Below are 26,387 nucleotides of genomic sequence, written 5' to 3' on the forward strand. Positions count from 1 at the left end.
CTAAGTTTGCCTATACGAGACAGATGACAATGACGGCAGTCACCTCTTCTTTATCCGACGATCAGCGCGCTATCTTAGCGCTGTGGTACGAGGTGAATGCGTCGTTATCTGCTTATCACAAACTGATCACTTCTTTCGGTTATCCGCAGCTTGCTTGGCAAGCCAAAGTAGAGGCATGGAAGCAGCTCGGTATTCACCACACCCATCTCAAGCGTCATGAACAGCCAGAGCAAACACTCGCCAATATTGATAGGATTCAGCAAGCATTGATACAGGGGCGTTATGGTTTGCTATTCGCTGATGACGCCGACTATCCTGCCCAACTTTCACAAATCTACGACCCACCGCCCTTATTATTTTATCGTGGGAACAGCGCGCGCCTGCATCAAGCGCAAATTGCTATAGTAGGTAGCCGCCAACCCACCGCGCATGCGCAAAAAATCACGTTTGATATGGCGCAGTACTTAGCGCAAGCAGGTTATATCGTTACTAGCGGTCTAGCTATGGGTGTAGATAAACGCGCCCATTTAGGCGCGCTAGCACAGGCAGAACCTGACTATCAGGGACGGACGGTTGGTGTAATGGGTACAGGGATCGATGTGAACTATCCCAATCATCGGGATCAGTTATTTACTCAAATTATTGAGCAAGGTGGCTGCATTATCAGTGAGCTATTACCACACACTCAGCCGCATAAACATACTTTTCCGCGTCGCAATCGTTTGGTAGCTGGACTGAGTCTCGCGACCATTGTAACGGAAGCGACCATCAAAAGCGGCTCGCTTATAACAGCACGTCTAACGTCTGAACAAGGTAAACAGGTCTTTGCTATTCCCAGTCATATTGATAATAGTAATGCAGAGGGTTGCCATCATCTAATTCGTGAAGGTGCGACCTTGATTTATCATCCTCAGCAAGTACTAGAAGACGTCAATGGTCAGCTTGATTATGATAAAGGCGCTTATAGAACGGCGAACGCTACTACTTTCAATAGTAATCACTCTAATATTACTCAGACTTCCGATGCGTTTGAGATAGAGAAAAACTCAATCAAATCTACTAGCCAGCAATCATCCTCTGAGATAAAGCCTGCGTGCAGCACAGTCGTAGTGCCTGAGCATTTAACTGCAATTTATGAGCAGCTTGACTGGCATGGGCAAGATTTAGATGCGCTTATTAGTGCAACCAAGCTTGCACCGCCGCAGTTGATCGGACAGCTAATGGAGCTTGAGTTAATGGGTCTTATCAGCGAACAAGGTGGACGATATTTACGCGTTTAAAGTATCGTAAATATTCTTTATTAGACACTGGTATAGATAGTGCTTATTTATAGTCTCTCCTAGACAATATCCCTCTTGTGGTATTATTAGAATTTACTTTTACGAACCATTTAAGTCATGAGCCAACCTACACCTCTTATTACTAATTCTGCCATTCAAGCTGCTAAGTGGCTAAAAGAAGGGCAACTGCTCGCGTATCCTACAGAAAGCGTTTGGGGTATTGGTTGCGATCTTTATGACCAAGCAGCTGTTCAGCGTATTTTGGATATCAAACAACGTCCACAAGCCAAAGGCATGATAGTCGTTACTGATAGTGTGTCTCGCTTAGCACCTTTGCTAGCCTATTTAGATAATGTTCAGCGTCAGCAGGTTATTGATAGCTGGCAGACAGACGATAGCGGAGATGAACAGCAAAATCGCCAAGCACATACTTGGTTATTACCGATTCCTCAGTCGCTTGCGAACACTGTACCTACTTGGATTACAGGTCAGCATCAAACTATTGCTGTTCGAGTTATCTCGCATCCTACAGTTCGCCAGCTTTGCGAACAGATGGTCAGTGAAGAGAACCCATTTGGTCTATTGGTTTCTACAAGCTGCAACCCATCAGGTCAAATACCTGCTAGCACTTTCGAGGCCGCCTATGCTTATTTTGATGAGCAAATTGGTTATTTGCAGGGCGATACTTTAGGTTATACCTTGCCTAGCCAAATTCGTGATGCAACGACAGGCTCAGTCATTCGTTAGTAGGCAATAAATGACCTTTCATACCATTATAGCCTAGTCTTTTGTACTGTCTTCTTTGTGCTTTCTCCATCGCTAAACAATATTTCGCTAGCTGAAGATTGCAATGGTTATCGTTCTGTAGCCATAATAAAAATATACCGTCTCAGCACTAGCTATCGCTAAACCCGCTCCCTTTATTCCCGTTGCTTTACTAAAAGCATGTAAAAGTCGTTTTGATAAAAACCATAAAAAAGCAGACGATGGTTATAACAGTCTAGTTTTTATTGAACGATGAGTACTTCAACAATAAGTAACTCAACGATCGGTCATAGTGGCGATATTTGAGGCATATAGGGAGTAGGGTATGAATGTTTTGATTAGTGGCGGTTCAGGGTTTTTGGGAAGTGCATTTAGTCGAGAGATAATGGAACGGTCTCGCGCGCAAAATAACGACGTAACGATTACTTGGCTAACTCGTGATAGCGGTCAATCACATCCCGATGATATCAATATGATGACTTATGACGAGCTTGCGATGTCTGATATGAGCTTTGATGTCATATTGAATTTGGCAGGTGCTGGGATTGCTGACTCTCGTTGGAGCGATGAGCGAAAAGAAGAGTTGATGGCGAGCCGCATCAAACCTACTCAGTCGATATTGGATTTTATCGCACGTGCTAGTACAAAACCTAAGTTACTGGTGAGCGGATCAGCAATCGGTTGGTATGGTACGCAGGGCGACAAGCCACTGACTGAAAACAGCGATTACGAGACGGACTTTGCTCATACATTATGTAATGAATGGGAACAACTAGCGCTTAAAGCGACCGATCATGATGTTCCTGTGGCTATCGTCAGAACAGGTGTGGTTATTCACCCTGAGGGCGGAATGGTGGCTAAATTATTACTACCCTTTAAATTTGGTGTCGGTGGTCAGTTGGGTAATGGACAGCAAATAATGAGCTGGATCAGCCGTGAAGATTGGGTTAGTGCGGTCATCTTTATTATTGAGCAGCAGCTTAAAATTACTAAGGAATCAGACGTTAATCATATTGAAAGCTTAGTCCAAGACAATACACCTATTAATGATAGCATTATCAAGTCTGCAAACAGTACCGTAAATGATACACATACAGTCGTATATAACCTTACTGCTCCACATCCTGTGACCAATCATACTTTTACCAAAGCACTTGGTTCGTGGCTACATCGCCCAACGTTTTTTACTTTACCAGAGTTCTTGCTTAAGCTGATGTTTGGCGAAATGTCGACACTACTTATCGATGGTCAAAAAGTGCTGCCACAAGCGCTATTGGATGCTGGTTATTCGTTCAAACACTTAACACTCCAGCAAGCATTAGAAAATCAGAAGTAGTTATATAGCAGTTGTTTCATGTGAAACATTACGAACCATCTTCTGATAATTAATTACTGAACCATATTTATATCTAAGGGCAGTCCATGCGTTACGCATTTTTCTTCACCATCTTTCTGCTATTACAGTTGTTTAGCTTAGGTACAGTATTGAGCATACAGTGGTGGTTCCAGCCTTGGATAACGCCAACATTACAGACAATGATATTGGCCAGTGTATTTATTATTACTAATGGCCTATTAGTATTGAGCGTAAAAAGAGCATTTGCTAACAGTTATCGTTGGATTAGTGGGTGGATGCTAATCATGCACTTTATGATACTGACGGCGTTGGCAGTGAGTCTATTTTACGGAGGGTATCTGCTGGTAGTTGCTTTATCAGGTAGTACGTTGTACCAATCGAATGAGATGGCTATAGGGCTAAGAGTACTAGCGCTACTCCTATTTATAGGACTATTTATTTATTCGTTATATAGTGCCTATGCCCCTGTGATACGCGAGCTGTCTATCAGTATAGATAAACCTTTAACCAAGCCGCTACGCATTGCAGTCGCTAGTGACTTGCATATAGGACGACTATTTGGTGTAAAAGCTATAGATAGATTGCATCAACTTATGATTCGCTCTGGTGCAGATATACTGCTGATGCCAGGAGATATTATGGATGATAATACAGATGCCTTTAATGAATATCATATGGAGCAAAACTTAGCAGAACTGTGCCGTAGTCTGCCACGTGGTGTCTATGCGACATTGGGTAATCATGATTTGTATGGTCATGAACGACCTATTAGCGAAGCGCTGCAAAATGCAGGTATACAACTGTTGAACGATGAGGTGCTCTGTATCGAGCACGAGGGTCAACCAGTATGGTTAGTTGGACGTTTTGATAATCATAAACGTCAACGTGTAGCGACTACCGATCTGCTTGCGCAAGTAAATACGTCGCAGCCAGTGATATTGTTAGACCATAGACCGAGTGATATAGATAATCACAGTCAATTACCTATAGACTTACAAGTCTCGGGACATACCCACAACGGTCAAGTATTTCCCGCTAATTTCATCGTAAATGCTATTAATCGTTTGGGTTATGGCTATGAGCAGATTGGTAAAGGACACTTTATCGTATCCTCTGGCTATGGTTTTTGGGGCATTCCATTTCGATTGGGATCGCGCTCAGAGATTTGGTTGATTACGCTATCTGGCAATACAAATTAATTAGTTATACAAATCAATAATTAGCTAGCAAACGGTCTATGCAGCTAACCGCGATTGTGTACTGATGATCTCACGTACAAAGCTGCTAAACCCATGAATGATATTGTTTGTCTCTTGTCCAAGACCTTGATGAACACTCATAAAGTGAATAAAGCCATGCGGTGCACCAAGCACAGTATAGGTCTCTACAGCAACGCCGTAACCTCTCAGCTGCTTTGCATAAGCAAATGCCTCATCACGTAATACATCGAGCTCAGAAGCTACAATGTAAGTTGGGCAAACTTTACTATTATCACCCAACATAGGTGAGTTCAGTATGTGTAAGCGAGGCAGCGGACTGTTCTCCAAACAAGCAGCATCAAATACTGCTACATCAGCATGATCTAATAGTAGACCCTCACCATATAGCTCCCAACTAGGATAATCTGTTTCAATATCAGTGACTGGGTACAAAGGCATCTGCGCTAGAGGTTCGGGTAGTTTTTCTAATAGATTAAAAATTTTCTGTCCATCTATCCCTAAGTCTGCCCATGCACTTTTACTCGGTGCCGTCAGCTGCTGTGCAATCAAAGTTGATAGACCACCACCTGCGCTATCACCAGCCAAGACGATACGAGAGGGTAACGCGCCTAATACGTGACAGTGCTCAACTAACCAATCATACGCAGTGATACAGTCTTTTAAGGCTGCGGGAGCAGGGCATTCAGGCGCTAAGCGATAATCTACACTAACCACAGACCAGCCAGTCTGCTCACATACCGCATGACAGAACTCATGATGTGTATCGACATCACCAATGCAGAACCCGCCACCATGAAAAAACAGCATGACTGTTTCATCGGGATTGTGGATACGTTTTCTTCTAAAACCAGATTTTTTGCCGCCGGCTTTATAACAACGGACAGTCATGTCGCCATCATCCGCATTGGCAATCGTTTCATCTTTCCAGCTAACGGGTAAATCATTTTTTTTAGTGAAGGGCTTTATATTGCTTAGTATAGTCGTATTGGCTTGCTGCCATACTCTAGGTGACTGCATGGCTACCGCATCAGCAGTAAATCTCTCACGCAACTCCGGCATTGGAGTTAGTTCTAACGGTGTTTTGAGGTAGCTATTTACTGCAAGGATGAGACGCAGGTGAGCGTTTGCATGCAGATATTGTTTTGAATTAGGGCCTTTCAGGTAACCAATTACCCCTTCTAAAATAGGGTCTGGTAAGTAACCGAGACTTTTCATTGCATAGTGCAATGTATGCGGCTGATAGTTTGCCACAGGGTTATAAGCGAGTATTTTTTCTTTAACGCTTAGACGTTTTTCTAATGAGTCATACGTTTGTACATCTTGATTTAGTGGCTCTTTTGACGCTGGATTTTCTTTTGACGCTAAGTGCAATGTCATCAATGCTTTATTAAGCAAAGTATTGATAGATAAATTTTTTGTATTAGACATAACAGCTCTCATAAATGATTTTTAGCGTGCATTTGAGTGTAGGCAATAATATTTATAGCAATGATAAAATAGCTAGCAGGATAATAGGGTATCGTTTGGTAATAGCTTGATTAATAAGCGTAAAGCAATTGGAATAAATAGCGGTTTTTTGTTCTTTTTGTGAGTAAATATTGAGATTTATTGACATAGAACAAAAAAGTTAGATGCATCTCTTTAATCAGACTTCACAAATATTTGTCATAAATGGTAAAAATTCCTTTGCTTTAGGCTTGAAATTTGTCCTCATCACCTTTATCAAGCAGCTATTGAAGCGTATTAAAAAAACAATGAGTTAGAAACATCGAGCATTTAATAATGGCATAGTAGGATCAATAATTGTCTGGTCTACTGTGCCGTCTCTTAATCTTCATTATTGAAATTCCAAGGAGCTATCATGAGCGAGCAAAACCCGAACCACGAAAATCTTGACCAAAATGTGGCACATGAGAATATTGATCACAATGACAGTATCTTAGAAGAAACCATGAAAGAGTTTGATCCACAGAATAATTCAGGTGAAGAAACGACTATCGAAAACGAAATCAACCTTGATACTTTCAAAGCGCGTATTGCTGAGCTAGAAGGCGAAGTAAAGCAAGCCAAAGAAGGTACTGCACGTGCTAATGCTGAGGCTTACAATGCGCAAAAACGCATGGAGCAAGAAGCGGATAAGAGCAAAAAATTCGCACTACAGAAATTTGCTAAAGAATTGTTAGACATCGTTGACAACTTAGAGCGCGCTATCGAAAATGCCGATGCCAATGATCCAGTCGCTGAGGGTGTGCAATTAACGCACAAAGCATTAGTAGCAGTATTGACCAAAAACGGCGTAGAAGTAGTCGATCCACAAGGCGAAAAATTTAACGCTGACTTCCATGAAGCAGTGGGTATTGACCCAGAAGCAGCGGCAGACACAGTTGGTACGGTCTTACAAAAAGGCTATAGCCTAAACGGTCGTCTATTACGTCCGGCCATGGTTCGTGTTGGTCAGTAATATTTTTAGGGCTAAACCCTACTAATATGAAGGTTTTTCACAAAAAATGACATGAAACACAGTTTTTGCGTGATTATCGCCTTGAAAAATACGACGGGTAAACCGATATATAGCAACAAGTGACCGACTACGGTCTGGATAAATAAGTATTTATAGTTAAAAACAAATTAGGAGCAATTGATTATGGGTAAAGTAATTGGTATTGATTTAGGTACTACTAACTCGTGTGTAGCAGTGATGGAAGGTGACAAAGTCAAAGTCATCGAAAACGCTGAAGGTACTCGTACAACACCATCGATCGTCGCTTATAAAGATGACGAAACGCTTGTTGGTCAGTCAGCTAAGCGTCAAGCAGTAACCAACCCAAGCAACACTTTGTTTGCGATCAAGCGTTTGATCGGTCGTCGTTTTGATGACAAAGTTGTGCAAAAAGATATCGGCATGGTTCCTTACAAAATCGCTAAAGCAGACAACGGCGATGCATGGGTAGAAATCAACGGTAAAAAGCTTGCGCCACCACAGGTTTCTGCTGAAATCTTGAAAAAAATGAAAAAAACAGCAGAAGATTATCTTGGTGAGAGTGTGACTGAAGCGGTTGTAACTGTACCTGCTTATTTCAATGACTCACAGCGTCAAGCAACTAAAGATGCGGGCAAAATCGCTGGTCTTGATGTAAAACGTATCATCAATGAGCCAACTGCTGCTGCACTTGCTTATGGTATGGACAAGAAGCAGGGCGATAGCACTGTTGCTGTGTATGATTTAGGCGGTGGTACTTTCGATATCTCAATCATCGAAATCGCAGACGTAGACGGCGAGCAACAGTTCGAAGTACTAGCGACCAACGGTGATACGTTCCTAGGTGGTGAAGACTTTGATTCAGCATTGATTGACTTCTTAGTGGCTGAATTCAAGAAAGAGCAAGACGTGAACCTAAAAGGTGACTCTCTTGCGATGCAGCGTCTAAAAGAAGCGGCTGAAAAAGCGAAGATTGAGCTATCAAGTGCACAAAGCACGGAAGTGAACTTGCCTTATATTACTGCTGATAGCAGTGGTCCTAAGCATTTGGTTGTAACTATCAGCCGCTCAAAACTAGAGAGCCTAACGGAAGAATTAGTACAGCGCACCATGGGCCCTTGTAAGATCGCCCTTGAAGATGCTGGTCTAAAAATCGGCGATATCGATGACGTTATCCTCGTTGGTGGTCAGACTCGTATGCCATTAGTACAGCAAAAAGTACAAGACTTCTTCGGTCAAGAGCCACGTAAAGATGTGAACCCTGATGAAGCAGTTGCAGCTGGTGCAGCGATTCAAGGTGCCGTATTGTCTGGTGACAAAACTGACGTATTGCTACTTGATGTAACGCCATTGACGCTAGGTATCGAAACAATGGGCGGTGTTATGACGCCAGTTATCGAGAAAAACACCATGATTCCTACTAAGAAATCACAGGTATTCTCGACTGCTGAAGACAACCAGCCAGCTGTAACGATTCAGGTATATCAAGGTGAGCGTAAAATCGCTAACCAAAACAAAATGCTTGGTCGTTTTGACTTGACGGATATTCCACCAGCACCACGTGGCCTACCGCAAATCGAAGTGTCTTTTGACATTAATGCTGACGGTATCATGAACATCTCTGCAACCGATAAAGGTACTGGTAAAGCTCAAAGTATCCAAATCAAAGCGGATTCTGGTTTGTCGGACGAAGAAGTCGAACAAATGGTTCGCGATGCAGAAGCCAATGCTGCTGAAGATGAGAAGTTCGCTAACCTAGCGCAAGTTCGTAACGAAGCAGATGGTCGTATTCATGCCGTACAAAAAGCGCTAAAAGAAGCAGAAGATAAAGTCACTGATGAAGAAAAATCAACAGTAGAATCTGCTATCACTGAGCTTGAAGCCGCAGCGAAAGAAGATGACCATGACGAAATCAAAGCTAAGCTTGAAGCATTAGACAATGCATTCTTGCCAATCAGCCAAAAAATCTACTCTGATAGCGGCGCTGGTGCAGAAGGTATGGATCCAAGCCAGTTCCAACAAGGTGCTGACGATGCTGGTAGCAACAAAGCTGATGACGACGTTGTCGATGCTGAGTTCACTGAAGTAGACGAAGACAAAAAGTAATACCAAATCCAAAAACGCGATTAGCTGCGTCAAACTCGCTTAGTCTACTCAATGTAGTACTTACGCTCGTTTTTCTTGCTACTCAAGTTTTTGAAAATGGTATAGTCGATACAAATCGATAAGTAGTTAAATTAAAAAAACGCATCCTTCGGGGTGCGTTTTTTTATGGCTGTTTTTTCTAACGGCTACTGTTTCTGCTAGCTATTGTTTTTATTAATAAGGTACGTGCTTATAGTTTAAACGCGCTCACTATGAGCACTTCATAGGTCAAATTAACCATGAGCTGTCCTGTTTCATCCTTTCCTGAGAATTGCTGCCAATAGTCTGACTCAAATTGCTGTAGACGCGATTTTGTCCATATAAAGGTTTGAGTATCATCTGACGTAACCTGAGTTTGATTGGTCGATACGCCAGTGAGTTTCATATGCTTTAAAATAGCGTAGGGAGTAGGAAATGGTAAATCGAAGCGCTGAATTGAGAGTTCGATATTCTTAAAGCCAGCACTATCTAATGCCAATTGCCATTTATCAATATCTGGATAGTAAAGCCCTTGGCCAGTAAGAGTTTTAATTTGCAAAAAGTTATTTGGCGTAAAAGTACTAAAGACTAGCTGGCCTCCAGATTGTAGACGCTGCGCTGATTGCGTGACGAAACTCAATGGATTATCAAACCATTGCACGGCATTGGCACTAACTATCAAGCTATGATTTTCTGCTAAATCTATGGTTTCAGCATCACCAATCATTACGTCAGCAGCAGGTAGTATTGATTGTAATGTAGCACTTTGCTCAGTACATAACTCATTAATAACCCAGTGCTCACTCTGTATATGCTCATCGAGTAGGCGCGTCATTTGACCTGTGCCTGCACCCACTTCTAGCACACTGCTTTGCTTGGTATGAGCAATACTGTCTAATAAATACTGACAAACGATCTGCTGGATACTAGCATGCTGGTCATAGTCGCTTGCATTGGCAAAGTGGCGAGCGATGGTTTGTTTTCTAACACTGAGGTCATCAGCTGTGTCGAATGTTGTCATAGGCTTCATTATATCCAAGTGCACCAGTTATCTATCAATAGTAGAAGTAAATTCTGTGTCAAACGATAAGGTTACAACTGCTGTATCAGTCGCTCGCAGTCTTCGTTAGTCAGTTTGGCGTTCATAACTAAGCGAATGCGAGCAGTGTTTGCAGGCACAGTAGGCGGCCTGATAGGTAGCGCGTAAAATCCAGCTGCTTGCAACTTTTGCGCTTTGGCAAGGGTATTCGCATTATCGCCTAATATATAAGGAACGATAGGGGATTGGTAATATATCTCTTGCAAAGTTGGCGATACACGGTGCCGTGGGTCAATGGCTTGACTAAGCGTAGTAGATAACTGTGCTAGATGCGCACGTTGGTCAGTTAAGGTCGGCATCTTTGCTAAGATAAATCGTGTCCATGCATGGTTTATCGGAGGGAGTGCGGTACTAAAAATCAGTGGACGCATGGCATTGATCAGCCATTGTTTGACGACCTCATCACACATTATATAAGCACCCATTGAAGCAAATGCTTTACCAAAGGTACCCACCAAGTAGTCAATATCCGCCAAGGTATTTGTTTCTTCCGCCAACCCTAGACCTGTATCGCCAAGCACTCCAACAGCATGTGCTTCATCGACATACAGCTCAATACGAGCATCTTTGGATTTTAATTGTACTAGTTGAGGCAAATCAGCACGGTCACCATCCATACTAAATATACTCTCGGTGACAATAATGATGCGTTCGACCGTCTCGTCTGCTTGTTCAATAAACTTGGCTAAATGCTCGTAATCGTTATGACGGTAACGACGATAGGTAACAAGTTTGCTTTGGCTCAGGCGCATCCCATCGATAATGCTGGCATGTACTAGCTTGTCAGCCAAAATGAGTGTCTTGACTGGCAAAGCTGTCAATGCTGGCAAGATACCTAGGTTGGCGTGATAGCCACTGTTCAACACCAACACCGACTTTGAATCGGTTAAATTCTGTTTTTCTATGGCGCTTTGATACCAATTTTGCAGTTCTTCTTCTAGAGCTTCTAACTGTATATCGTTGCCTGTGAGTAGGCGTGAGGAAGTGGCACTCATTTTAGGAATGTGTGTAACAGAAAGCTGTCCCACTTGAGTAAGAAACTCAGCTTGCATCTCGGTATCGCCGCCTAAACCCAGGTAATCATTACTCGCAATATTGAGTAAAGCCTTACCTGCACTAACGACGTATCGTCCATCGTGCTGCAAGTTTGGTAATTGACGATACTGCTGCTTTGCTTTTAAGTCTGCAAGTGCGCTTTGCAAACGCACAGTGATAGAATTTTGCATTTTTTCTCTCTAATTATTGTTATATCAGCCATATTTAGCTGATTTGTCTAGCAAGAAAACTGTGAAATGAGTACGGATTATTGCATAAACTGGGTGGATGTAACAAAAGGTTTCATATCTAGGCCTTTGTAACCCACACACTGATAAACGCTTTCAATTCTTAACTCTCATACCATTAAACACTGACAGAGTGTCTGAAATAGTTTGTTACTATGTATTCATCGTTAGCAGACAAGGCGATAGGGCCACAAGGCCAATATAAATAAATAACTTGTTTGTCCAAATTTCTTTCAAGGAGCTAATAATGAAAACTCTACAAAAAACAATACTTGCACTAGCAACTGGTTCTTTACTTTCTGTAGGTGCACAAGCTGCTGTTAACTATGGCAACGGCTACACAGGTCAGCCATATGTTGCTGCTAAAGTTGGTCAGTTCGATCTAGATGTTGATGGCGCTGATGACCCAACTGCATACGGTGTAACTGCTGGTTATAACTTTGATCCTAACTTCGGTATCGAAGCAGAATACGTAGGTTCAGATGATGCTGACTATAGAGGCGGCGACATCGATGCTAAGACATACGGCGCTTATGGTACTTACCGTTATGCATTCCCAAATAGCGGCTTATACGCAAAAGGTAAGCTAGGTGTTGCAAAAACTGAAGTAGAAGCTAACAACACTAACTTTGCTGGTGCTTCTGATTTCTCAGACGACGACACTAACATTGCTGGTGGTGTAGGTCTTGGTTACGCAGTAAACTCTGACTTCAGTGTTGAAGCTGAATACGACATGCTAGGTAGCGATGCAGACCTTATGACTGTTGGTGCACAGCTAAAATTCTAATTATCTAGAAAATAAGTTTTTAGCTAAACAGCTATAATAAAGAAACGATCACTTTAAGTGGTCGTTTTTTTTTGCTTAAAATTTATGTATAAGTTTTTAGGACAGTAATCTATAAGTACTTAACAAGTAATATATCATTACCGTTAAAGCGTTGTTATCCTTAAAAATGTGCTACATTAAAAACTGGAATGATAAAGATAGGAATGGTGGCAAGGATGGAGATACTTTGGATGATTGAACCTTGGCATTGGTTAGTATTAGGCTTCTTATTACTAATCGTTGAGATGTTTGTACCGACGTTTGCCAGTCTGTGGTTTGGTGCCGCTGCCATCATCGTTGCAGCGCTATCGTGGCTGTTGCCTATTTCTGTCTCTGTTCAGATTATCGTCTGGTTAGTGCTCTCTGCTGTGTTTTTGCTGGCTTGGTTTAAGTTTATCAAACCGTTGTCAGTAGATCGTACCAAAGCTGGGCTAGGCGGTAGTATCATAGTTGGTGAGGTCGGAATGATTATCGTGTCACCGCAGCTAGATAAAGCTGGCACGGTTAGATTTAGTGTTCCTATCGTTGGTGCGGCTGAATGGATGTGCCGTACGAGAGGGGAGCAGGTGGCAATCGGCGATAGAGTGGTAGTGACTGATATCGTGGGTAACGAGCTGATTGTGAGCAGTACAAAAGCGCAGGCAGCGATGCATAAAAGTATGCAGGTATAATAATAAGGGATGAGTTATGGAAAGCTTTAGTATTGTCATGGTGGTATTGATTGCACTGGTGGTATTCACCGTGTTTAAAGGCGTACGTATTGTACCGCAAGGTTATAAATGGGTAGTACAGCGACTGGGCAAATATAGCCAAACGCTGGAGCCTGGACTCAACCTCATCATACCTTATGTAGATGATGTGGCTTATAAGGTAACGACTAAGGACATCGTACTCGATATTCCGTCACAAGAAGTCATTACTCGTGACAACGTCGTTATTATTGCAAACGCTGTCGCTTATATTAATATCGTGCGTCCTGATAAGGCGGTCTATGGTATTGAAGATTATGAATACGGTATCCGTAATCTGGTACAAACGTCATTGCGTTCGATTATTGGTGAAATGGATCTTGATAGTGCATTGTCTAGTCGCGACGAGATCAAAACCAAGCTAAAACATGCGATTTCAGAAGACATCGCGGATTGGGGTATTACTCTTAAGACAGTAGAGATTCAAGATATTAATCCTTCGCAGACCATGCAAGCGTCTATGGAAGAGCAAGCAGCGGCAGAGCGTTTACGCCGTGCAACCGTGACCCGTGCTGATGGTCAAAAGCAAGCTGCTATCTTAGAAGCAGATGGTCGATTGGAAGCGTCACGCCGTGATGCTGAAGCGCAGGTGGTATTAGCCAGAGGTTCTGAAGAGTCGATTCGTTTGATTACCAGTGCGATGGGTGAGGAAGAGATGCCGATTGTATACTTGCTGGGTGAGCAGTATATCAAAGCGATACGAGAGTTGGCTGAATCTGACAACTCCAAAATGGTGGTATTACCAGCAGATATTTTAAGCACTGTAAAAGGTATGGTCGGTGATAAATTAAAAGTATAAAAAGCTACAGCACTATTAAAAAAAGACCTCGCTTGAGGTCTTTTTTATGTCTAATAATTGGACGAATGGCTCGCTAACTTAAATAACTTTTGAAAAGCGGTTTTGGTGTTTCTTTTCCAAGTATTCATCAAATACCATAGCGACGTTACGGCCAAGTAAGCGACCTCTGGGTAAGACGCGAATACCTGCTGCATCCATATCAATCAATCTATCGTCTTGCATAGCGCCCAACTGCTGAATCTCATTAATAAAATAGGTGATGGCATCGATACCAAATTTTTGATTCACATCTTTAAAATCGAGATAATCGTGGCAGAGCAAGTTCATGATGACGTACTCACGCAAGCGATCTTTGATAGAGGTTTTAATATACTTTACCGCAGGCATGACAGTTGGATTGATTTTCGCCATATCAATCTTGGCTTGATAGCTCTGTAGATCAGTATCGTTTTGCAAAATATAGCGCGTATTAGCATTAGAAATCTGACTGATTGATGAGACACCAAAACCTAATAAGTCACAATCACCCATGATGGTGTAACCCTGAAAATTACGATGCAACTTACCTTCACGCTGGGCGACAGCCAGTTCGTCATCAGGTTTGGCAAAATGATCGATACCGATATATTGATAACCGGCTTCGGTCAATGTGTTGACAGTATTGCCGAGCATCGTCAGTTTGGCAGCTGGGCTGGGCAAGTCTTCGTCTTTTATCTGACGCTGGGCTTTAAATCGCTCAGGCAAATGCGCATAGTTAAAGACCGATAGGCGATCTGGCGACATCTCGATTATACGATTTACGGTTTTGTCCAACGTATCAGGCGTTTGATGCGGCAAACCATAAATCAAATCAATATTGATAGAGCGAAAACCAAGCTCACGTGCTTCTGTTAGCACGCTTTCGATAAGCTCTGCGGAATGCACACGATTAACAGCGATTTGTACCGTTTCATCCAAGTCCTGTACGCCTAAGCTAATACGGTTGAAACCGAGATTACGCAGTATCTTTAGAGTGTTTTCACTCAGCTCACGAGGGTCAATTTCGATAGAGTAGTCACCTTCGTCTTCTGGCAAAAACTCAAACTGAGTCTGTAAAAACTCCCATAATTGCACCATTTCTTCGTCACGCAAAAACGTTGGCGTACCACCGCCCAAATGTAGCTGTTTGACCAATGGTTTATCGCTGCCTTCTGGCGTAGATAACAGGCGGCGCTTATGCGTAATTTCAGTGATTAAATACTGCAAGTAATCACCAGAGTCACTATTTTTTTTGGTAATAATCTTATTACAAGCACAGTAGTAGCAAAGGTGGCGACAGAACGGAATATGAAAATATAGTGATAAAGGAGCGCGCGCTTCACGATTCTGCAGGATTTTCGTCTCAAGGCCAATAGCTTCAAAGCTGTTTGTTTCAAAGCTATCTGGTATTGGCGTGAACTCTAGAGCTGTCGGATAAGAGGTATAACGTGGCCCTGAGCGATTGTACTTATTGATAATTGCCTCATCAAATGCTGGTAGCTGCTTGCTAGTAATGCTGCCGCGTGTACTGGCATAAGGGTTGTCAGGTTGCATAACAGGGCGCACAGTCGTGGGCGGCTCGTCCGCACGGTTGTAGGGCTGTTGAGTGTTCTGTTCTGAATAGTCTGTCATGCGTTATTCCTCGTTTTTACTCTAGATACTGCTGGTTTTTATATTATCAATGACTTCAGATTTGGTATTTATTTTTCAATTTTATGACTGATCGATAATAAGATTTGAATACGTCATCGGCAGCAGTATGTATCGCTAAATGTATAGTAGATAGTATAACAAATCCCTATTAGCAGTGGGGTGGTCGGTGGGTATTCTTAAATATTAAAATAGAGCGTTATTTACACATAAAAAACCTCAGAACGACGCTGAGGTTTTGGTGATTCTCTCTACACCAGCAATAAAACACGACGTTTGCGCGTTGATAAATAATACTTTATTATCAATGACACTCTGTATTAGGAAGATGCTGATGTCGTTTGCCCAAGTCTATACTCGTTCGGTGGTTGGTCTGCATGCTCCCAAGGTCATCATTGAGGTGCATCTATCGCAAGGACTGCCTGCATTGACCATCGTTGGGCTACCTGAGGCCGCCGTGCGTGAGAGTAAAGACAGGGTACGCTCTGCCATTCTTAATTCAGGTTTCCAGTTTCCTAACCGCCGCCTCACAATCAATTTAGCTCCTGCTGATTTACCTAAAGATGGGGCGCGTTTAGACTTACCAATTGCTATCGGTATACTAGCGGCAAGCGGACAGCTTGAGCCAGAGGTGCTATCAGGATATGAGTTTATTGGCGAATTAGCGCTCAATGGTCAATTGCGACAAGTAACTGGTAGTTTGGCAGTCGCACGAGCAATCAAAGCTGAGAAGTTGGCATTAGCATTGTCGAAGTTAGTAGCAGCGAGTGACCAAGAGCAAAATAACTCGGATACCTCGCCGCCGATAACACTGCAACTGATCGTACCGATTGATAATGGTCGTGAGGCCAGCCGCGTTGATGGCGTAACGATACTAGCTGCCTCAAGCCTAAAAGCAGTTTGTGACCATCTACAGTCGCTCGTTGACCCAAGTGCAAGCTATGAGAGTTTAGCAGTGGTACAGCCTAGTCCTGCACAGCAGCATGTTGGCTATCAAGTGGATTTAGCTGATGTCAAAGGACAGCATCATGCTCGCCGCGCGTTAGAAATTGCCGCCGCTGGCGGTCATTCATTGTTATTTACAGGCCCACCGGGTTCTGGCAAGACGCTCATGGCATCACGACTGCCAACGATATTGCCAGACTTGAGTGATGAGGACGCACTAGAGGTTGCCAGTACCTATTCGGTGGCAGACAGCGACTACGACTATGGGACGCGGCCGTTCAGACAAGTACATCATACGATATCAGCAGTAGCATTAGTCGGTGGTGGTTCACGGCCGAAACCAGGTGAGATCACACTTGCTAATAAAGGCGTGTTGTTTTTAGATGAGTTACCGGAGTTTGATCGGAGCGTGCTAGAGGTATTGCGTCAGCCGCTAGAAGCCAAACAAATCACAATTAGTCGCGCTAATTCTCAAATGACTTTTCCGGCGAATTTTCAATTGGTTGCTGCGATGAATCCTTGCCCATGTGGCTATGATGGCGATACATCAGGACGTTGTCGCTGTCGACCTGAGCAGATCAAACGCTATCAAGACAAACTATCTGGACCTCTCTTAGATCGTATTGACTTACATATTACCGTACCTGCGTTACCGATTGCTGATTTGCAAAATAGTCAGGTAGGTGAAACCTCCAAGCAAGTACGGGCTCGCGTAGTGGTCGCGCATCAGCATCAAATGCAGCGCCAACAAAAGGTTAATAATGAGCTTAGCCCTAGCGAAATCGATGAATATATCCAGCTAGGCGACAATGAAAAGCAGTTATTGCAACTTGCTCAGCAGCGTCTAAATTTATCAGCACGTGGCTACCACCGAGTATTACGGGTGGCTCGTACAATCGCAGATTTGGCTAACAGTACGGATATCAACAGCGCCCACGTATCTGAGGCACTGAGCTATCGCAGCAAAGCGTAATCTCTATTTGAGAAAGTTACACCATGATAATTGATAGATTCCATATACACTAGGCTTTATCTTTAATAATCCAAGCAACTAAGTCAGCAAAGTAATCAAATGCTTCGGTCGGATTTAATTCGCGAATATCTTGCCCATAGTTGTAGCCATAAGACAGGCCGAGCGTGTCCATATTGGCGTTCTGTCCAGCCAACATATCGTTTCTAGAGTCTCCAATCATCACTGCTTGCTCGACACTGACATTGAGAGTCTCACAGACGTGTAGTAGGGGCGCGGGGTCTGGTTTTTTGACCGGCAAACTGTCACCGCCCATCACCTCACTAAACAAATCTTGCCAGCCAAACGACTGCAATATTTTCGGTACAAATCGAATGGGCTTGTTGGTGACTAAAGCAAGCGTATAGCCAGCAGCGTGCAGTCGTTTTAGTCCGTCATCGACACCTGGATAGGCAACGGTTTTGCTACCACTAAGATTCTTATAAGCCTCAAAAAATATTTGCTCTGCATGATCGGCTTCCTCAACCGTTAGCTCGCCATCTGCTACTTCTACCTTGCCAACCAAAGCGCGCTCTACGAGCAGGCGTGAGCCATTTCCTATCCAATTGCGTATCGTCTCGATAGGGTAGGTGTCTTTACCCAATGTGGTTAGCATGGCGTTGGTTGCGTCGGCTAAATCAGGTACGCTATCAATGAGTGTTCCATCAAAATCAAAAATTAAAAGCTGCTTATTCATTATTCCTCACTATTGGAAATCGTTATATTTATTATGTTGAGCATACCTTAGCACAGTAGCGTTTTGAGACCAGTCAATTTAGTTACCTGTTGTGCTTAATGTCTTGAGCAAATGTCTTGAGCATTAGCAACTATTCGACATCTTTATAGCGTTCACGATGCTCTTTCTTCATTCTTAAATAATCTTCGTTCTCTCGGCACTCATCCCATTTAACTTTAAAGATTCGTGCGGATTCTGCTTTGACTGGATCTTCCTCTTGTCGTGGCAACTCTTCGCGGCCATGAGCGCCGCTTTGACCTTTTTTATCATCAGGTACCGCGCCTTTATATTTTTTACCGCCTTTATGATTGGCATAGCGACGAGCGCGGGTATAGCCCATTTGTATAAACTTACGCGCCATATCTGCACCGACAAAGTCGTCGTCAGCCAAGTAATCTAAAAACATCTGATAGATAGCTTCACTACTCTCGCGGGCGATGTCGGGAGTCGCAAATCGCCAATGGGGTAAAATCTCAGACTTGTAAGGCTCTACCAGTAATACGCCTTGCTCACCGCGACCGACACGGTACAACTCAGGCTGAGCGCGCAAATCTAAACTCTTATAATCCAAGTCGTAATCAAACTCTCTCATATCTATGACCTATTATTTTTATCTACTCGTATATGGTTATTGAGTATACTTAGCCAAGCTGTTTAGAAAAAAGCACAAAAATGTTATGCAACCGTGACAGTAGGTATTTAGCATCAAAAGCGGTGAGTTAAAATGGTTATGGTAAAGTCAGCTGTGAGACGTATGAAGGCTATGAGTATGATGAATGCAATGCTACGAGAAATGTTATGTTGAGAAATAAGATAAATGTAAATGAGCTCAGCCGTTTGCGATTACCCAAAAATATACTGGTGGCATGGCTATTGCTAACGACAAGTGTGCTAGCCAATACGACTGCCCATAGCGCGTGGTTTGAACGTTTGATTCCGCAAGGTGAGACGTATACAGTACGCGAGATAGATCGCGATTTGGCATTTGTGATAGATGGCTTTATCTATGATGCGCGTACGTCTTGTTTTTTGGCAGTGGGCGACCGAGTGATATTTTTTGAGGGGCGTCACGGTATTGATTACCACGCAACTATATACGACTTGGATTCGCGTGAGCGCTGTAATTTATTATTACGTGGTCGGTTGTACGAATAGTGGTCGGCTCTACAAATAAGAGCAACACATGAATAGAATGAAAGCTAAAGAATACGGTAAAATTTAAACATAAAAAAAACCCCGAACATCGCTGTTCAGGGCTTTTTAGAATTCTATTAACGAATGGTGGCTCGAGGCAGGATCGAACTGCCGACACACGGATTTTCAATCCGTTGCTCTACCTACTGAGCTATCGAGCCGTCTTCGTTGAGGTCGCTATTAAACTAAATATACGCGCTTCTGTCAAGCTGTTTTTGCATTATATCTGATAAAAGACGATAAATAATTAGATATTGGCAAAATTAACCGTTTTAGCGCTCAGTTTAGTCCTTCACACGCAATAGTTCGTACTCGCTCATGATACGGTGAATATCAGCGTCAGCAGGGACAAATTCACGTACGCCTTTTCTAACTTCGCAATCATAGACCAGTTTAATAAACTTGGCATCGATAGCACGCTTACGGTTTTCTGGATGCACCGTGAGATACTGCAGGCGCTTAGCATTGGTCTGCCCATCATCAAAGCAGGCGACCGCAGCGATAGGCTTATCATTGAACATCCCGACATAGAGGTACTGTCCACGTCTAAACCCTTGCTCAACGATATTTAATACCTCGATACCGTCAGGCTGTGCATCATCACTATCGTACAACGCCTGCAGGCGCTCTGCTAGCTCATTGTCGCGAGCAGGTTTTTTAATAAGTGGCGCATCCAAACTATTAATGGCGATCGCTTCTAAAGGCATAGCAGTTCCTATAAATAGAGGGTTTCTATAGTATAAATTAGCAATATGAGACAGCACGATGTCATAGTGTGTAGTGCCGTAAGTAAGGGTCTTCAAAGTCAGCGCAAGTCATGATTGATAATACTAAACACACTATTTTAGCAGAATGACGTGATTTTGTGCGTGGTTTACCGCTTGGTCGTGGCAGTAAATGTTAGGGTTTGCTATGATGAGGCTATATAATATTTGGTATGTATCAGCCCTAATATGTTGATATCTTTTGTATATATCATTTTCTGCTAAGGTCTGTCTCAGACACTAGTAAAATATTTTGGGCAGATTTTTGCCTTATTTATTGACCGCTTTTCACTGATAAAAAACTGATAGAGAGTAGCCATGACAGCCAATGCAACGACGACTGCTGCCACACTTGAGCAAACTGAGTCAAAAAACGTAAATTTATATGGTCGCCCTGAACGTATCGCGACCGTTGAACGTATCACTGCCGAAACGCAAATCACCTGTACCGTTAATCTGGATGGTACAGGTAAAGGCACGGTAGACACTGGTGTGCCATTTTTGGATCATATGATTGATCAAATTAAGCGTCACGGTTTGTTTGACCTAGATATCAAATGTACTGGTGATACATTTATTGATGATCACCATAGCGTCGAAGACACTGGCATTACCCTTGGTCAAGCATTTAACAAAGCATTGGGTGACAAAAAAGGCATTCGTCGTTATGGGCACTTTTATGCGCCGCTAGATGAGTCATTGACCCGTGCTGTCGTCGATCTGTCAGGGCGTCCTGGTCTACACATGGATATCCCATTTACGCGTTCGCACGTCGGCCGTTTCGATGTTGATTTGTTCAGTGAGTTCTTTTACGGATTCGTCAATCACTCATGGATGACGGTGCATTTGGATAATCTAAAAGGCAAAAACAGCCATCATCAAATCGAATCAACCTTTAAAGCCTTTGCTCGTGCATTACGTATGGCTTGTGAGTACGATGAGCGTGCATTGAACACCTTGCCATCGACCAAAGAGGCGTTTTAATGGCCAAAGTGACTAAAGTAGCACTATTAGATTATGGTATGGGCAACCTACATTCTGCTAGCAAAGCCCTATCGGTAGTGGGGGCAGAAGTCTCTATCACCAATGACCCAAAAGTCGTCGCGGCGGCTGATAAGATCGTCTTCCCTGGTGTGGGTGCGATGCGTGATTGTATCGCTGGTATGTGTGATGCAGGCATTGATGACGTCATACGCCATGCAGTGTTTAACAAGCCCGTTATGGCCATCTGTGTGGGCATGCAGGCATTGTTTGAGCAGTCAGCTGAAAATGGTGGCACGGACTGTTTGGGCATCTTAAACGGCACTGTAGAAGCATTTGACCCTACGTGGAAAGACAAGCAGGGCGCGACGATAAAAGTACCGCATATGGGCTGGAATACCATCAGCGGTATGGATTTTGACCATCCACTATGGCACGGTATCGAAGACAACGCGCATTTTTACTTTGTGCATAGTTATTACTGTGAGCCTGCTGATAGCTCACAAGTAGCGGCGATATGTGACTATGGTCAACCGTACTGTGCCAGTGTGATCCAAGACAATCTATTTGCCACCCAGTTCCATCCAGAAAAGAGCCATACTGCTGGCTTGCAACTGCTCAAGAACTTTGTAGAGTGGAATGTGTAAGTAGTTGATAAACGTGAAGTGAATATTTAATTTAGTAGAAGGTGGATTATCAATTGTATAATCTGCCTTTTTTATGCTCAGCCATCACTTTGCAGCTACTATTCTGTAGCTGCTATTCTGTAGCTATTATAGTTTAGCCATCATGGTTTAGTGATACGCTCAGTTATTTTCTACTTGCTTATACTTGGAATATCTCAGTGGATTTTACTGCCTTTAAAATTAATGTTGTGGAAACAACTGGCCTTGCCAAAGATGCCTTACATATCTATGTCGGTGTCGGTGTTTATCTGCTGTGTCTGATTGCGCTACGACCTATTATCAAAAGCCAAGGTATTCGGTCATTTATCGCTTTGATCGTCGTGACTTGCATTGCGCTGTTGGGTGAGTATTTAGACAATCGAGATACGATTGAATCGCTTGGCTTAACAGGCTTAAGCCGTGATCAGATACTCGCGAGTATTCGTGATTTGATTAATACCTGTATGCTGCCGTATGTGCTCTTTGCGCTGAATAAGTGGACGACTATATTTCGACCAACCAATAAATCGACTTCACTGACCAAGCGTCATAAAAAAACGGACTATTAAAGTCCGTTTTTTCGTTTTGCTATTTGAATTTATAATTCTAGTAGCTCATCTTATTTTTTGGCTTCATCATACAACTCACGCACCACTTCACCAATCGCTTTGATACCATCAGTCAGTGTCTGCTCATCCGCGGCGATACTCATGCGTATACATTCGTGCGCATGCTGATAATCGCTAACATCGACACCAGGGAAGAAGTACTCACTTGGCACAATAAGCGTACCTTTTTCTTTTAAGCGCTCGTATAGATCCAGTGTGCTAATCGGCAAGTCTTTAAACCATAGCCACAAGAATATCGCGCCCTCAGGCTTATGAATGACCAACGGATAGTCGCCCAAGGCTTCTTTGAGCAGTTTTACAGCAAGGCTAGCCTGCTTTTGATAAAACGGTTTAATATCGTTATCTGACAATTGCTTGATACGATCGTTTTCAACCAATGGCGTGGCAATCGCTGCACCAAAGCGTGTCGGTGCTAGGTTCACCACCGCATTCATCGCGCTGACCGCTTCGATTACTTTGGCATCGGCCACGATAATACCAGTACGCATACCAGGCAAACCAATCTTTGACAGGCTAAAGCAAAGAATCGTATTGTTATCCCAATTCAGGTGCGCGTCAGAGTAGATGATATTGGGGAAGGGCATGCCGTAGGCGTTATCGATAATCAGCGGTATGTCATAGCGTTTGGCAATCTCAGCCAAATGCGCCATTTCGTCATCAGTCAGCACGTTACCAGTTGGATTGGTCGGGCGTGAGCAGCAAATTGCGCCGATACGGCCTTCCTTTAGCGCTGGTAAGTTCTCTAACGCGTCAAAATCCACACGATATTTAAAGAAGCCTTCTTCGCCATCATGCGTCACTTCATCGATATGTGGTAATACGGCGGTGAAATGCTGACCTTCTACATGCACATCGCTATAGCCAATATACTCAGGGGTCAATGGCAGTAGAATGGACTTGTCGATAGATTGGTTCTTTTCATCTTGACTGTTTTCATTAACGAAAGCACCACCAAACAGATTAAATAGATAGAAAAAAGCATTCTGTGAGCCATTGGTCAGGGCAATGTTTTCTGCCGTAAGGTTCCAATCGTAATGACGGTTAAAGAAGCCAACCAAGGCATCGATAAAGCCTGCATCCCCTTGCGGATTGGAGTAGTTCGCCATGCTGATAATCGCGCTACTATTGGGTACGCCTGCGTCGTTATCAACACCCAGCGCCTTATATGTCTCCAAAAATAACTCATTGACGGCATCAATTTTGGCAGGGTTACCACCGCCCAACATGTTGACGGGCTGATCGCTTTTTAGCGCATCGCCCAGATCATCCATCAATTGTGAGATGCCAGTGGGCTGGGTAAATTTTTGACCGAACTTTGAGAATTTCATAAGGCTACCATGCTGTTTGGGAGGGTGTTATAGATGGGTATTTAACCGATAAAGTGGGGCTAGTATAGCAAATGAGGGCTATAAAATAAGCAAAGTGCGGGGTAGATATTGACTTATATGTCTATACAGCTTATGAAGTAAAAAACGCCTTCTAGATGAGTAGAAGGCGTTTCGTTTTGTGAGACTAAGAATTTTGTAGATTATCAATCTATCGTTTTAATCAGCGATAAAAATTTGCTCAATACAATTATCTTTAACTAGACGCAGTTTGGCCTAGAATTAAATTTAACGTAGAGTAGGCTACTCTATAGCAGCCCCCCCTAGCTTGCTTCTTTATTTATGTCTTCTGCACTATATTCAGTTAGTTGAGCTGTACTTTTATAATCGTTGGGAAGGAATTCTTTATACATTTTCGTAAGATATGTATTAGTAGTTTCGTTATCAGCTTCATATTGAAGTTGGTCTTGATAAAACTTCAAACGTGCTTTAGCATTTGATATAACTTCAGACCAAGGAAAAGCATAAACTTCAATTTTATCTTCATGATAGACACATCTATGAGGTCTGCTTTTCTCTGTTGATCTAGCTTCTGCCATTTTGTCTAGTTCATCTGATACTACAATAAACTTCCAGTTACTTTTGGATTTATCGAACCTTGCATCATCCTTAACAGCCATGCCATATCCCATAATTTGGCTAATAACCTTATCATTGATATTTTGAGACGGTCTTTTTAATTCTACTACCAAATAATCATAGTGACCAGGCCTAACTTGGACAGCCTTAGAAAGCATTAAATCAACTCTGCCCTGTTTCTCACCATTTATAAGGACAGGACTATCGTCATCTGATCGTTGTCCTAACTCTTTCAGATGAATTTCTAGTACTTCTTCAAGTCTTTTCTCAGTTCCAGAAAGTGCAAAATGTTCATCGAAAATCCAAGCTTCATTATCTAATATTTTGTGAAGTTGATCCCTCTCTAATAGAGTTTTTTTATGATTAAAAACTAGAGACTCTAGACCTTCTAAAAAGTCTAGTCTATCAGCAACTATTTTTGCAGACTTGATTATGGATGATAAGCTAGTTTTATTAAGCAGTTGTGCAAAATTATCCTGCTCCTCCTGATTTAAGTTCAATACCTCAGTAATGATTTTTTGAATAGATTGAGGGTTATCTTGTAAAGACTGAGAAAGGAGTTTGAAAGTAAACTTTTTGGTTCTGTTATCTGCTTTTTCGAACTTAGGTAGGTTATCTTCTACTTTTGAGGCAATAATATCAAATAATCCACGTTTCGCTTTTTCTATACTTCCTAAATCAACTGCATCTTCGAATGGATAAATACCTAAATTTTTCCACCTATCTAGTCTGGCTTGATCTTCTTTCTCTTTACGTCTTTTGAAATGTTCGTTTATTTTCTTATAAGTTTCACTCAATAACTCTTTACCTTCAACTTGCATATCAAGTAAATCTAATGTGTGCTCACTATCTAACTCATTTATATAGTCACTTAATAAATAAGCTGAAAAAGAATATCCTAACGAACGTATTCTACTAGACTCCATTCTTGAGTCTTTCAAAACAGTTCCATTTTTTTTGCAAAGAAATAATTGTTTAGATTTAATATTAGTCCATTCAATTATTCTTACCGTATGACTCCCTTCTAAACCAGATGTCTCTACTTCGTAGCTTGTAATTTCATGAATAGCTTCATTTGGTTCTATTTCGTATCCATCTATATAGATTTTTATCTCTGGATATGAATAAAGATGTGCTGCAAAAGTTTGCGTTAACTCTTCTTTTAAATCGTCAAAATCATAATTTGTAATTTTCTTTGGAAGGTTGGTTATAGTGACTCTATGCCTTGTTTTATTCACATTTGAATCGCATTGCTCTCTAATGGTTTCAAGCTTATTGCCATTATCAGACTTAAAGTAAATTTTAATTCGATGAAAGGTCTCTTGCTCTTTATAAGTACTGTCCCATTCTATAAAGTTGCCTAAAGAAAATGTTTTAAACCTTCCTTCACCTTTTTGTCCATGTAGAGGTCTGCCACTAGTTGTTTCTTCTTTTTTTGCTTTCCATGAGTTACCAATGTAGCTTAAGAAGTTATTAGCCTGTTTTATAGAGATCCCTTCACCATTATCGTCTATAGTGATAGATTCGTTGCCTAATCCATTTTTATTTATCCGAATAGACACTTTAGTAGCGTCTGCATCAAGACTGTTCCAAACTAACTCTTCAATTGCTCGAACAGGAGTAGACTTTGAAACACGTCTAATATGATCATTAGATAAGTTAACTGTTATTGTATTTGAACTAGACATGGTGTTCCCTAATGTACATATTATTCTTAAATAAGGTCTACTATTTATCGCAACACAATAATTTTGTTAGTTGTAAAGATAACCAGTAAACTATTGATAGGATGGATAGTAGTGAAAAGAAAAATTAGCTACGATAACTAATCTACCGTCAAACTAATACCCA

At 42.2% G+C, this 26,387-nt stretch carries 23 protein-coding genes and 1 tRNA gene; 14 read left to right on the top strand and 10 right to left on the bottom strand.

Translation table 11 applies throughout. The annotated features are described in order from the left end of the window. Window positions 1–29 precede the first annotated feature (29 nt). The 4 genes from dprA to QL898_RS09795 all read left to right on the top strand — a co-directional run bounded on the left by dprA (window position 30) and on the right by QL898_RS09795 (window position 4,601). A complete protein-coding gene (dprA, locus tag QL898_RS09780; RefSeq protein ID WP_290176682.1) occupies window positions 30–1,280 on the top strand; it encodes a DNA-processing protein DprA in 1,251 nt (416 codons plus the stop codon). 117 nt (window positions 1,281–1,397) lie between these two features. Further along, window positions 1,398–2,027, top strand: coding sequence for an L-threonylcarbamoyladenylate synthase (locus tag QL898_RS09785; RefSeq protein WP_290176654.1), 630 nt, complete (start codon window positions 1,398–1,400; stop codon window positions 2,025–2,027). Window positions 2,028–2,370: 343 nt separating this feature from the next. Next, window positions 2,371–3,381 (top strand): TIGR01777 family oxidoreductase, encoded by a 1,011-nt coding sequence (locus QL898_RS09790; protein ID WP_290176655.1) that lies wholly within the window; start codon window positions 2,371–2,373, stop codon window positions 3,379–3,381. An 86-nt stretch (window positions 3,382–3,467) separates the two neighbouring features. Continuing rightward, entirely contained in the window at window positions 3,468–4,601 is a 1,134-nt protein-coding gene (locus QL898_RS09795; RefSeq protein ID WP_290176656.1) for a metallophosphoesterase, read from the top strand. Between the two features lie 36 nt (window positions 4,602–4,637). Here QL898_RS09795 and QL898_RS09800 read toward each other — a convergent pair whose 3' ends face one another. After that, window positions 4,638–6,050, bottom strand: a complete 1,413-nt coding sequence (locus QL898_RS09800; RefSeq protein WP_201547562.1) for an alpha/beta hydrolase — start codon at window positions 6,048–6,050, stop codon at window positions 4,638–4,640. Between the two features lie 433 nt (window positions 6,051–6,483). On the opposite strand from QL898_RS09800, the gene grpE reads away from it, so the two are divergent. Both grpE and dnaK read left to right on the top strand, forming a co-directional pair. Then, the gene (grpE, locus tag QL898_RS09805; protein WP_057762215.1) at window positions 6,484–7,083 is read left to right on the top strand and encodes a nucleotide exchange factor GrpE; all 600 of its coding nucleotides are present in this window, start codon (window positions 6,484–6,486) and stop codon (window positions 7,081–7,083) included. A gap of 183 nt (window positions 7,084–7,266) precedes the next feature. Further along, the gene (gene dnaK / locus QL898_RS09810) at window positions 7,267–9,207 is read left to right on the top strand and encodes a molecular chaperone DnaK (protein WP_290176657.1); all 1,941 of its coding nucleotides are present in this window, start codon (window positions 7,267–7,269) and stop codon (window positions 9,205–9,207) included. 229 nt (window positions 9,208–9,436) lie between these two features. Here the strand turns inward: dnaK and QL898_RS09815 are convergent, their stop codons facing one another. Then, window positions 9,437–10,246, bottom strand: a complete 810-nt coding sequence (locus QL898_RS09815; RefSeq protein ID WP_290176658.1) for a methyltransferase domain-containing protein — start codon at window positions 10,244–10,246, stop codon at window positions 9,437–9,439. Between the two features lie 71 nt (window positions 10,247–10,317). Further along, window positions 10,318–11,550 (bottom strand): 8-amino-7-oxononanoate synthase, encoded by a 1,233-nt coding sequence (locus QL898_RS09820; protein ID WP_290176659.1) that lies wholly within the window; start codon window positions 11,548–11,550, stop codon window positions 10,318–10,320. A gap of 304 nt (window positions 11,551–11,854) precedes the next feature. On the opposite strand from QL898_RS09820, the gene QL898_RS09825 reads away from it, so the two are divergent. The 3 genes from QL898_RS09825 to QL898_RS09835 all read left to right on the top strand — a co-directional run bounded on the left by QL898_RS09825 (window position 11,855) and on the right by QL898_RS09835 (window position 13,981). Beyond that, window positions 11,855–12,394, top strand: coding sequence for a porin family protein (locus QL898_RS09825; RefSeq protein ID WP_201547565.1), 540 nt, complete (start codon window positions 11,855–11,857; stop codon window positions 12,392–12,394). 215 nt (window positions 12,395–12,609) lie between these two features. Further along, window positions 12,610–13,104 carry an NfeD family protein gene (locus tag QL898_RS09830; protein ID WP_290176660.1) on the top strand — a complete coding sequence of 165 codons (495 nt, stop codon included), beginning with the start codon at window positions 12,610–12,612 and terminating at the stop codon, window positions 13,102–13,104. Between the two features lie 16 nt (window positions 13,105–13,120). After that, on the top strand, window positions 13,121–13,981 hold the full coding sequence (locus QL898_RS09835) for an SPFH domain-containing protein (protein ID WP_057762202.1): 861 nt from the start codon (window positions 13,121–13,123) through the stop codon (window positions 13,979–13,981). Window positions 13,982–14,059: 78 nt separating this feature from the next. Here QL898_RS09835 and hemN read toward each other — a convergent pair whose 3' ends face one another. Further along, window positions 14,060–15,631, bottom strand: a complete 1,572-nt coding sequence (gene hemN / locus QL898_RS09840) for an oxygen-independent coproporphyrinogen III oxidase (protein WP_290176661.1) — start codon at window positions 15,629–15,631, stop codon at window positions 14,060–14,062. 352 nt (window positions 15,632–15,983) lie between these two features. Between hemN and QL898_RS09845 the strand changes: the two genes are divergently transcribed. Next, window positions 15,984–17,567, top strand: a complete 1,584-nt coding sequence (locus tag QL898_RS09845; protein ID WP_290176662.1) for a YifB family Mg chelatase-like AAA ATPase — start codon at window positions 15,984–15,986, stop codon at window positions 17,565–17,567. A 49-nt stretch (window positions 17,568–17,616) separates the two neighbouring features. Here the strand turns inward: QL898_RS09845 and QL898_RS09850 are convergent, their stop codons facing one another. Then, complete coding sequence (locus QL898_RS09850) at window positions 17,617–18,300, bottom strand: phosphoglycolate phosphatase (protein WP_290176663.1); 684 nt, start codon at window positions 18,298–18,300, stop codon at window positions 17,617–17,619. A 130-nt stretch (window positions 18,301–18,430) separates the two neighbouring features. Next, complete coding sequence (locus QL898_RS09855; RefSeq protein WP_165597783.1) at window positions 18,431–18,931, bottom strand: DUF4385 domain-containing protein; 501 nt, start codon at window positions 18,929–18,931, stop codon at window positions 18,431–18,433. A gap of 206 nt (window positions 18,932–19,137) precedes the next feature. Between QL898_RS09855 and QL898_RS09860 the strand changes: the two genes are divergently transcribed. Then, window positions 19,138–19,494: a hypothetical protein gene (locus QL898_RS09860; RefSeq protein WP_290176664.1), complete on the top strand. Its 357-nt coding sequence runs from the start codon at window positions 19,138–19,140 to the stop codon at window positions 19,492–19,494. Window positions 19,495–19,618: 124 nt separating this feature from the next. Here QL898_RS09860 and QL898_RS09865 read toward each other — a convergent pair. Then, window positions 19,619–19,694 (bottom strand) — tRNA-Phe (locus QL898_RS09865). Window positions 19,695–19,817: 123 nt separating this feature from the next. Beyond that, window positions 19,818–20,240: a hypothetical protein gene (locus QL898_RS09870; protein WP_290176665.1), complete on the bottom strand. Its 423-nt coding sequence runs from the start codon at window positions 20,238–20,240 to the stop codon at window positions 19,818–19,820. A gap of 375 nt (window positions 20,241–20,615) precedes the next feature. Between QL898_RS09870 and hisB the strand changes: the two genes are divergently transcribed. The 3 genes from hisB to QL898_RS09885 all read left to right on the top strand — a co-directional run bounded on the left by hisB (window position 20,616) and on the right by QL898_RS09885 (window position 22,512). Beyond that, entirely contained in the window at window positions 20,616–21,281 is a 666-nt protein-coding gene (hisB, locus tag QL898_RS09875) for an imidazoleglycerol-phosphate dehydratase HisB (protein WP_290176666.1), read from the top strand. Continuing rightward, complete coding sequence (hisH, locus tag QL898_RS09880; RefSeq protein WP_290176667.1) at window positions 21,281–21,925, top strand: imidazole glycerol phosphate synthase subunit HisH; 645 nt, start codon at window positions 21,281–21,283, stop codon at window positions 21,923–21,925. The genes hisB and hisH overlap by 1 nt, the downstream gene beginning before the upstream one ends. A 197-nt stretch (window positions 21,926–22,122) precedes the next feature. Beyond that, window positions 22,123–22,512, top strand: coding sequence for a hypothetical protein (locus QL898_RS09885; protein ID WP_290176668.1), 390 nt, complete (start codon window positions 22,123–22,125; stop codon window positions 22,510–22,512). A 50-nt stretch (window positions 22,513–22,562) separates the two neighbouring features. Here the strand turns inward: QL898_RS09885 and QL898_RS09890 are convergent, their stop codons facing one another. Beyond that, window positions 22,563–23,900, bottom strand: a complete 1,338-nt coding sequence (locus QL898_RS09890) for a valine--pyruvate transaminase (RefSeq protein WP_290176669.1) — start codon at window positions 23,898–23,900, stop codon at window positions 22,563–22,565. A 320-nt stretch (window positions 23,901–24,220) separates the two neighbouring features. Continuing rightward, a complete protein-coding gene (locus QL898_RS09895) occupies window positions 24,221–26,224 on the bottom strand; it encodes an ATP-binding protein (RefSeq protein ID WP_290176670.1) in 2,004 nt (667 codons plus the stop codon). Window positions 26,225–26,387 lie beyond the last annotated feature (163 nt).

The sequence above is a fragment of the Psychrobacter sp. APC 3279 genome, from assembly GCF_030407795.1.
GTDB lineage: Bacteria > Pseudomonadota > Gammaproteobacteria > Pseudomonadales > Moraxellaceae > Psychrobacter.

What these genes read in the sequence shown, in the direction of transcription:
- dprA (WP_290176682.1), top strand. Translation starts at nt 30, where the DNA reads ATGACGGCAGTCACCTCTTCTTTATCCGACGATCAGCGCGCTATCTTA.
- QL898_RS09785 (WP_290176654.1), top strand. Translation starts at nt 1,398, where the DNA reads ATGAGCCAACCTACACCTCTTATTACTAATTCTGCCATTCAAGCTGCT.
- QL898_RS09790 (WP_290176655.1), top strand. Translation starts at nt 2,371, where the DNA reads ATGAATGTTTTGATTAGTGGCGGTTCAGGGTTTTTGGGAAGTGCATTT.
- QL898_RS09795 (WP_290176656.1), top strand. Translation starts at nt 3,468, where the DNA reads ATGCGTTACGCATTTTTCTTCACCATCTTTCTGCTATTACAGTTGTTT.
- QL898_RS09800 (WP_201547562.1), bottom strand. Translation starts at nt 6,050, where the DNA reads ATGTCTAATACAAAAAATTTATCTATCAATACTTTGCTTAATAAAGCA.
- grpE (WP_057762215.1), top strand. Translation starts at nt 6,484, where the DNA reads ATGAGCGAGCAAAACCCGAACCACGAAAATCTTGACCAAAATGTGGCA.
- dnaK (WP_290176657.1), top strand. Translation starts at nt 7,267, where the DNA reads ATGGGTAAAGTAATTGGTATTGATTTAGGTACTACTAACTCGTGTGTA.
- QL898_RS09815 (WP_290176658.1), bottom strand. Translation starts at nt 10,246, where the DNA reads ATGACAACATTCGACACAGCTGATGACCTCAGTGTTAGAAAACAAACC.
- QL898_RS09820 (WP_290176659.1), bottom strand. Translation starts at nt 11,550, where the DNA reads ATGCAAAATTCTATCACTGTGCGTTTGCAAAGCGCACTTGCAGACTTA.
- QL898_RS09825 (WP_201547565.1), top strand. Translation starts at nt 11,855, where the DNA reads ATGAAAACTCTACAAAAAACAATACTTGCACTAGCAACTGGTTCTTTA.
- QL898_RS09830 (WP_290176660.1), top strand. Translation starts at nt 12,610, where the DNA reads ATGGAGATACTTTGGATGATTGAACCTTGGCATTGGTTAGTATTAGGC.
- QL898_RS09835 (WP_057762202.1), top strand. Translation starts at nt 13,121, where the DNA reads ATGGAAAGCTTTAGTATTGTCATGGTGGTATTGATTGCACTGGTGGTA.
- hemN (WP_290176661.1), bottom strand. Translation starts at nt 15,631, where the DNA reads ATGACAGACTATTCAGAACAGAACACTCAACAGCCCTACAACCGTGCG.
- QL898_RS09845 (WP_290176662.1), top strand. Translation starts at nt 15,984, where the DNA reads ATGTCGTTTGCCCAAGTCTATACTCGTTCGGTGGTTGGTCTGCATGCT.
- QL898_RS09850 (WP_290176663.1), bottom strand. Translation starts at nt 18,300, where the DNA reads ATGAATAAGCAGCTTTTAATTTTTGATTTTGATGGAACACTCATTGAT.
- QL898_RS09855 (WP_165597783.1), bottom strand. Translation starts at nt 18,931, where the DNA reads ATGAGAGAGTTTGATTACGACTTGGATTATAAGAGTTTAGATTTGCGC.
- QL898_RS09860 (WP_290176664.1), top strand. Translation starts at nt 19,138, where the DNA reads ATGTTGAGAAATAAGATAAATGTAAATGAGCTCAGCCGTTTGCGATTA.
- QL898_RS09870 (WP_290176665.1), bottom strand. Translation starts at nt 20,240, where the DNA reads ATGCCTTTAGAAGCGATCGCCATTAATAGTTTGGATGCGCCACTTATT.
- hisB (WP_290176666.1), top strand. Translation starts at nt 20,616, where the DNA reads ATGACAGCCAATGCAACGACGACTGCTGCCACACTTGAGCAAACTGAG.
- hisH (WP_290176667.1), top strand. Translation starts at nt 21,281, where the DNA reads ATGGCCAAAGTGACTAAAGTAGCACTATTAGATTATGGTATGGGCAAC.
- QL898_RS09890 (WP_290176669.1), bottom strand. Translation starts at nt 23,900, where the DNA reads ATGAAATTCTCAAAGTTCGGTCAAAAATTTACCCAGCCCACTGGCATC.
- QL898_RS09895 (WP_290176670.1), bottom strand. Translation starts at nt 26,224, where the DNA reads ATGTCTAGTTCAAATACAATAACAGTTAACTTATCTAATGATCATATT.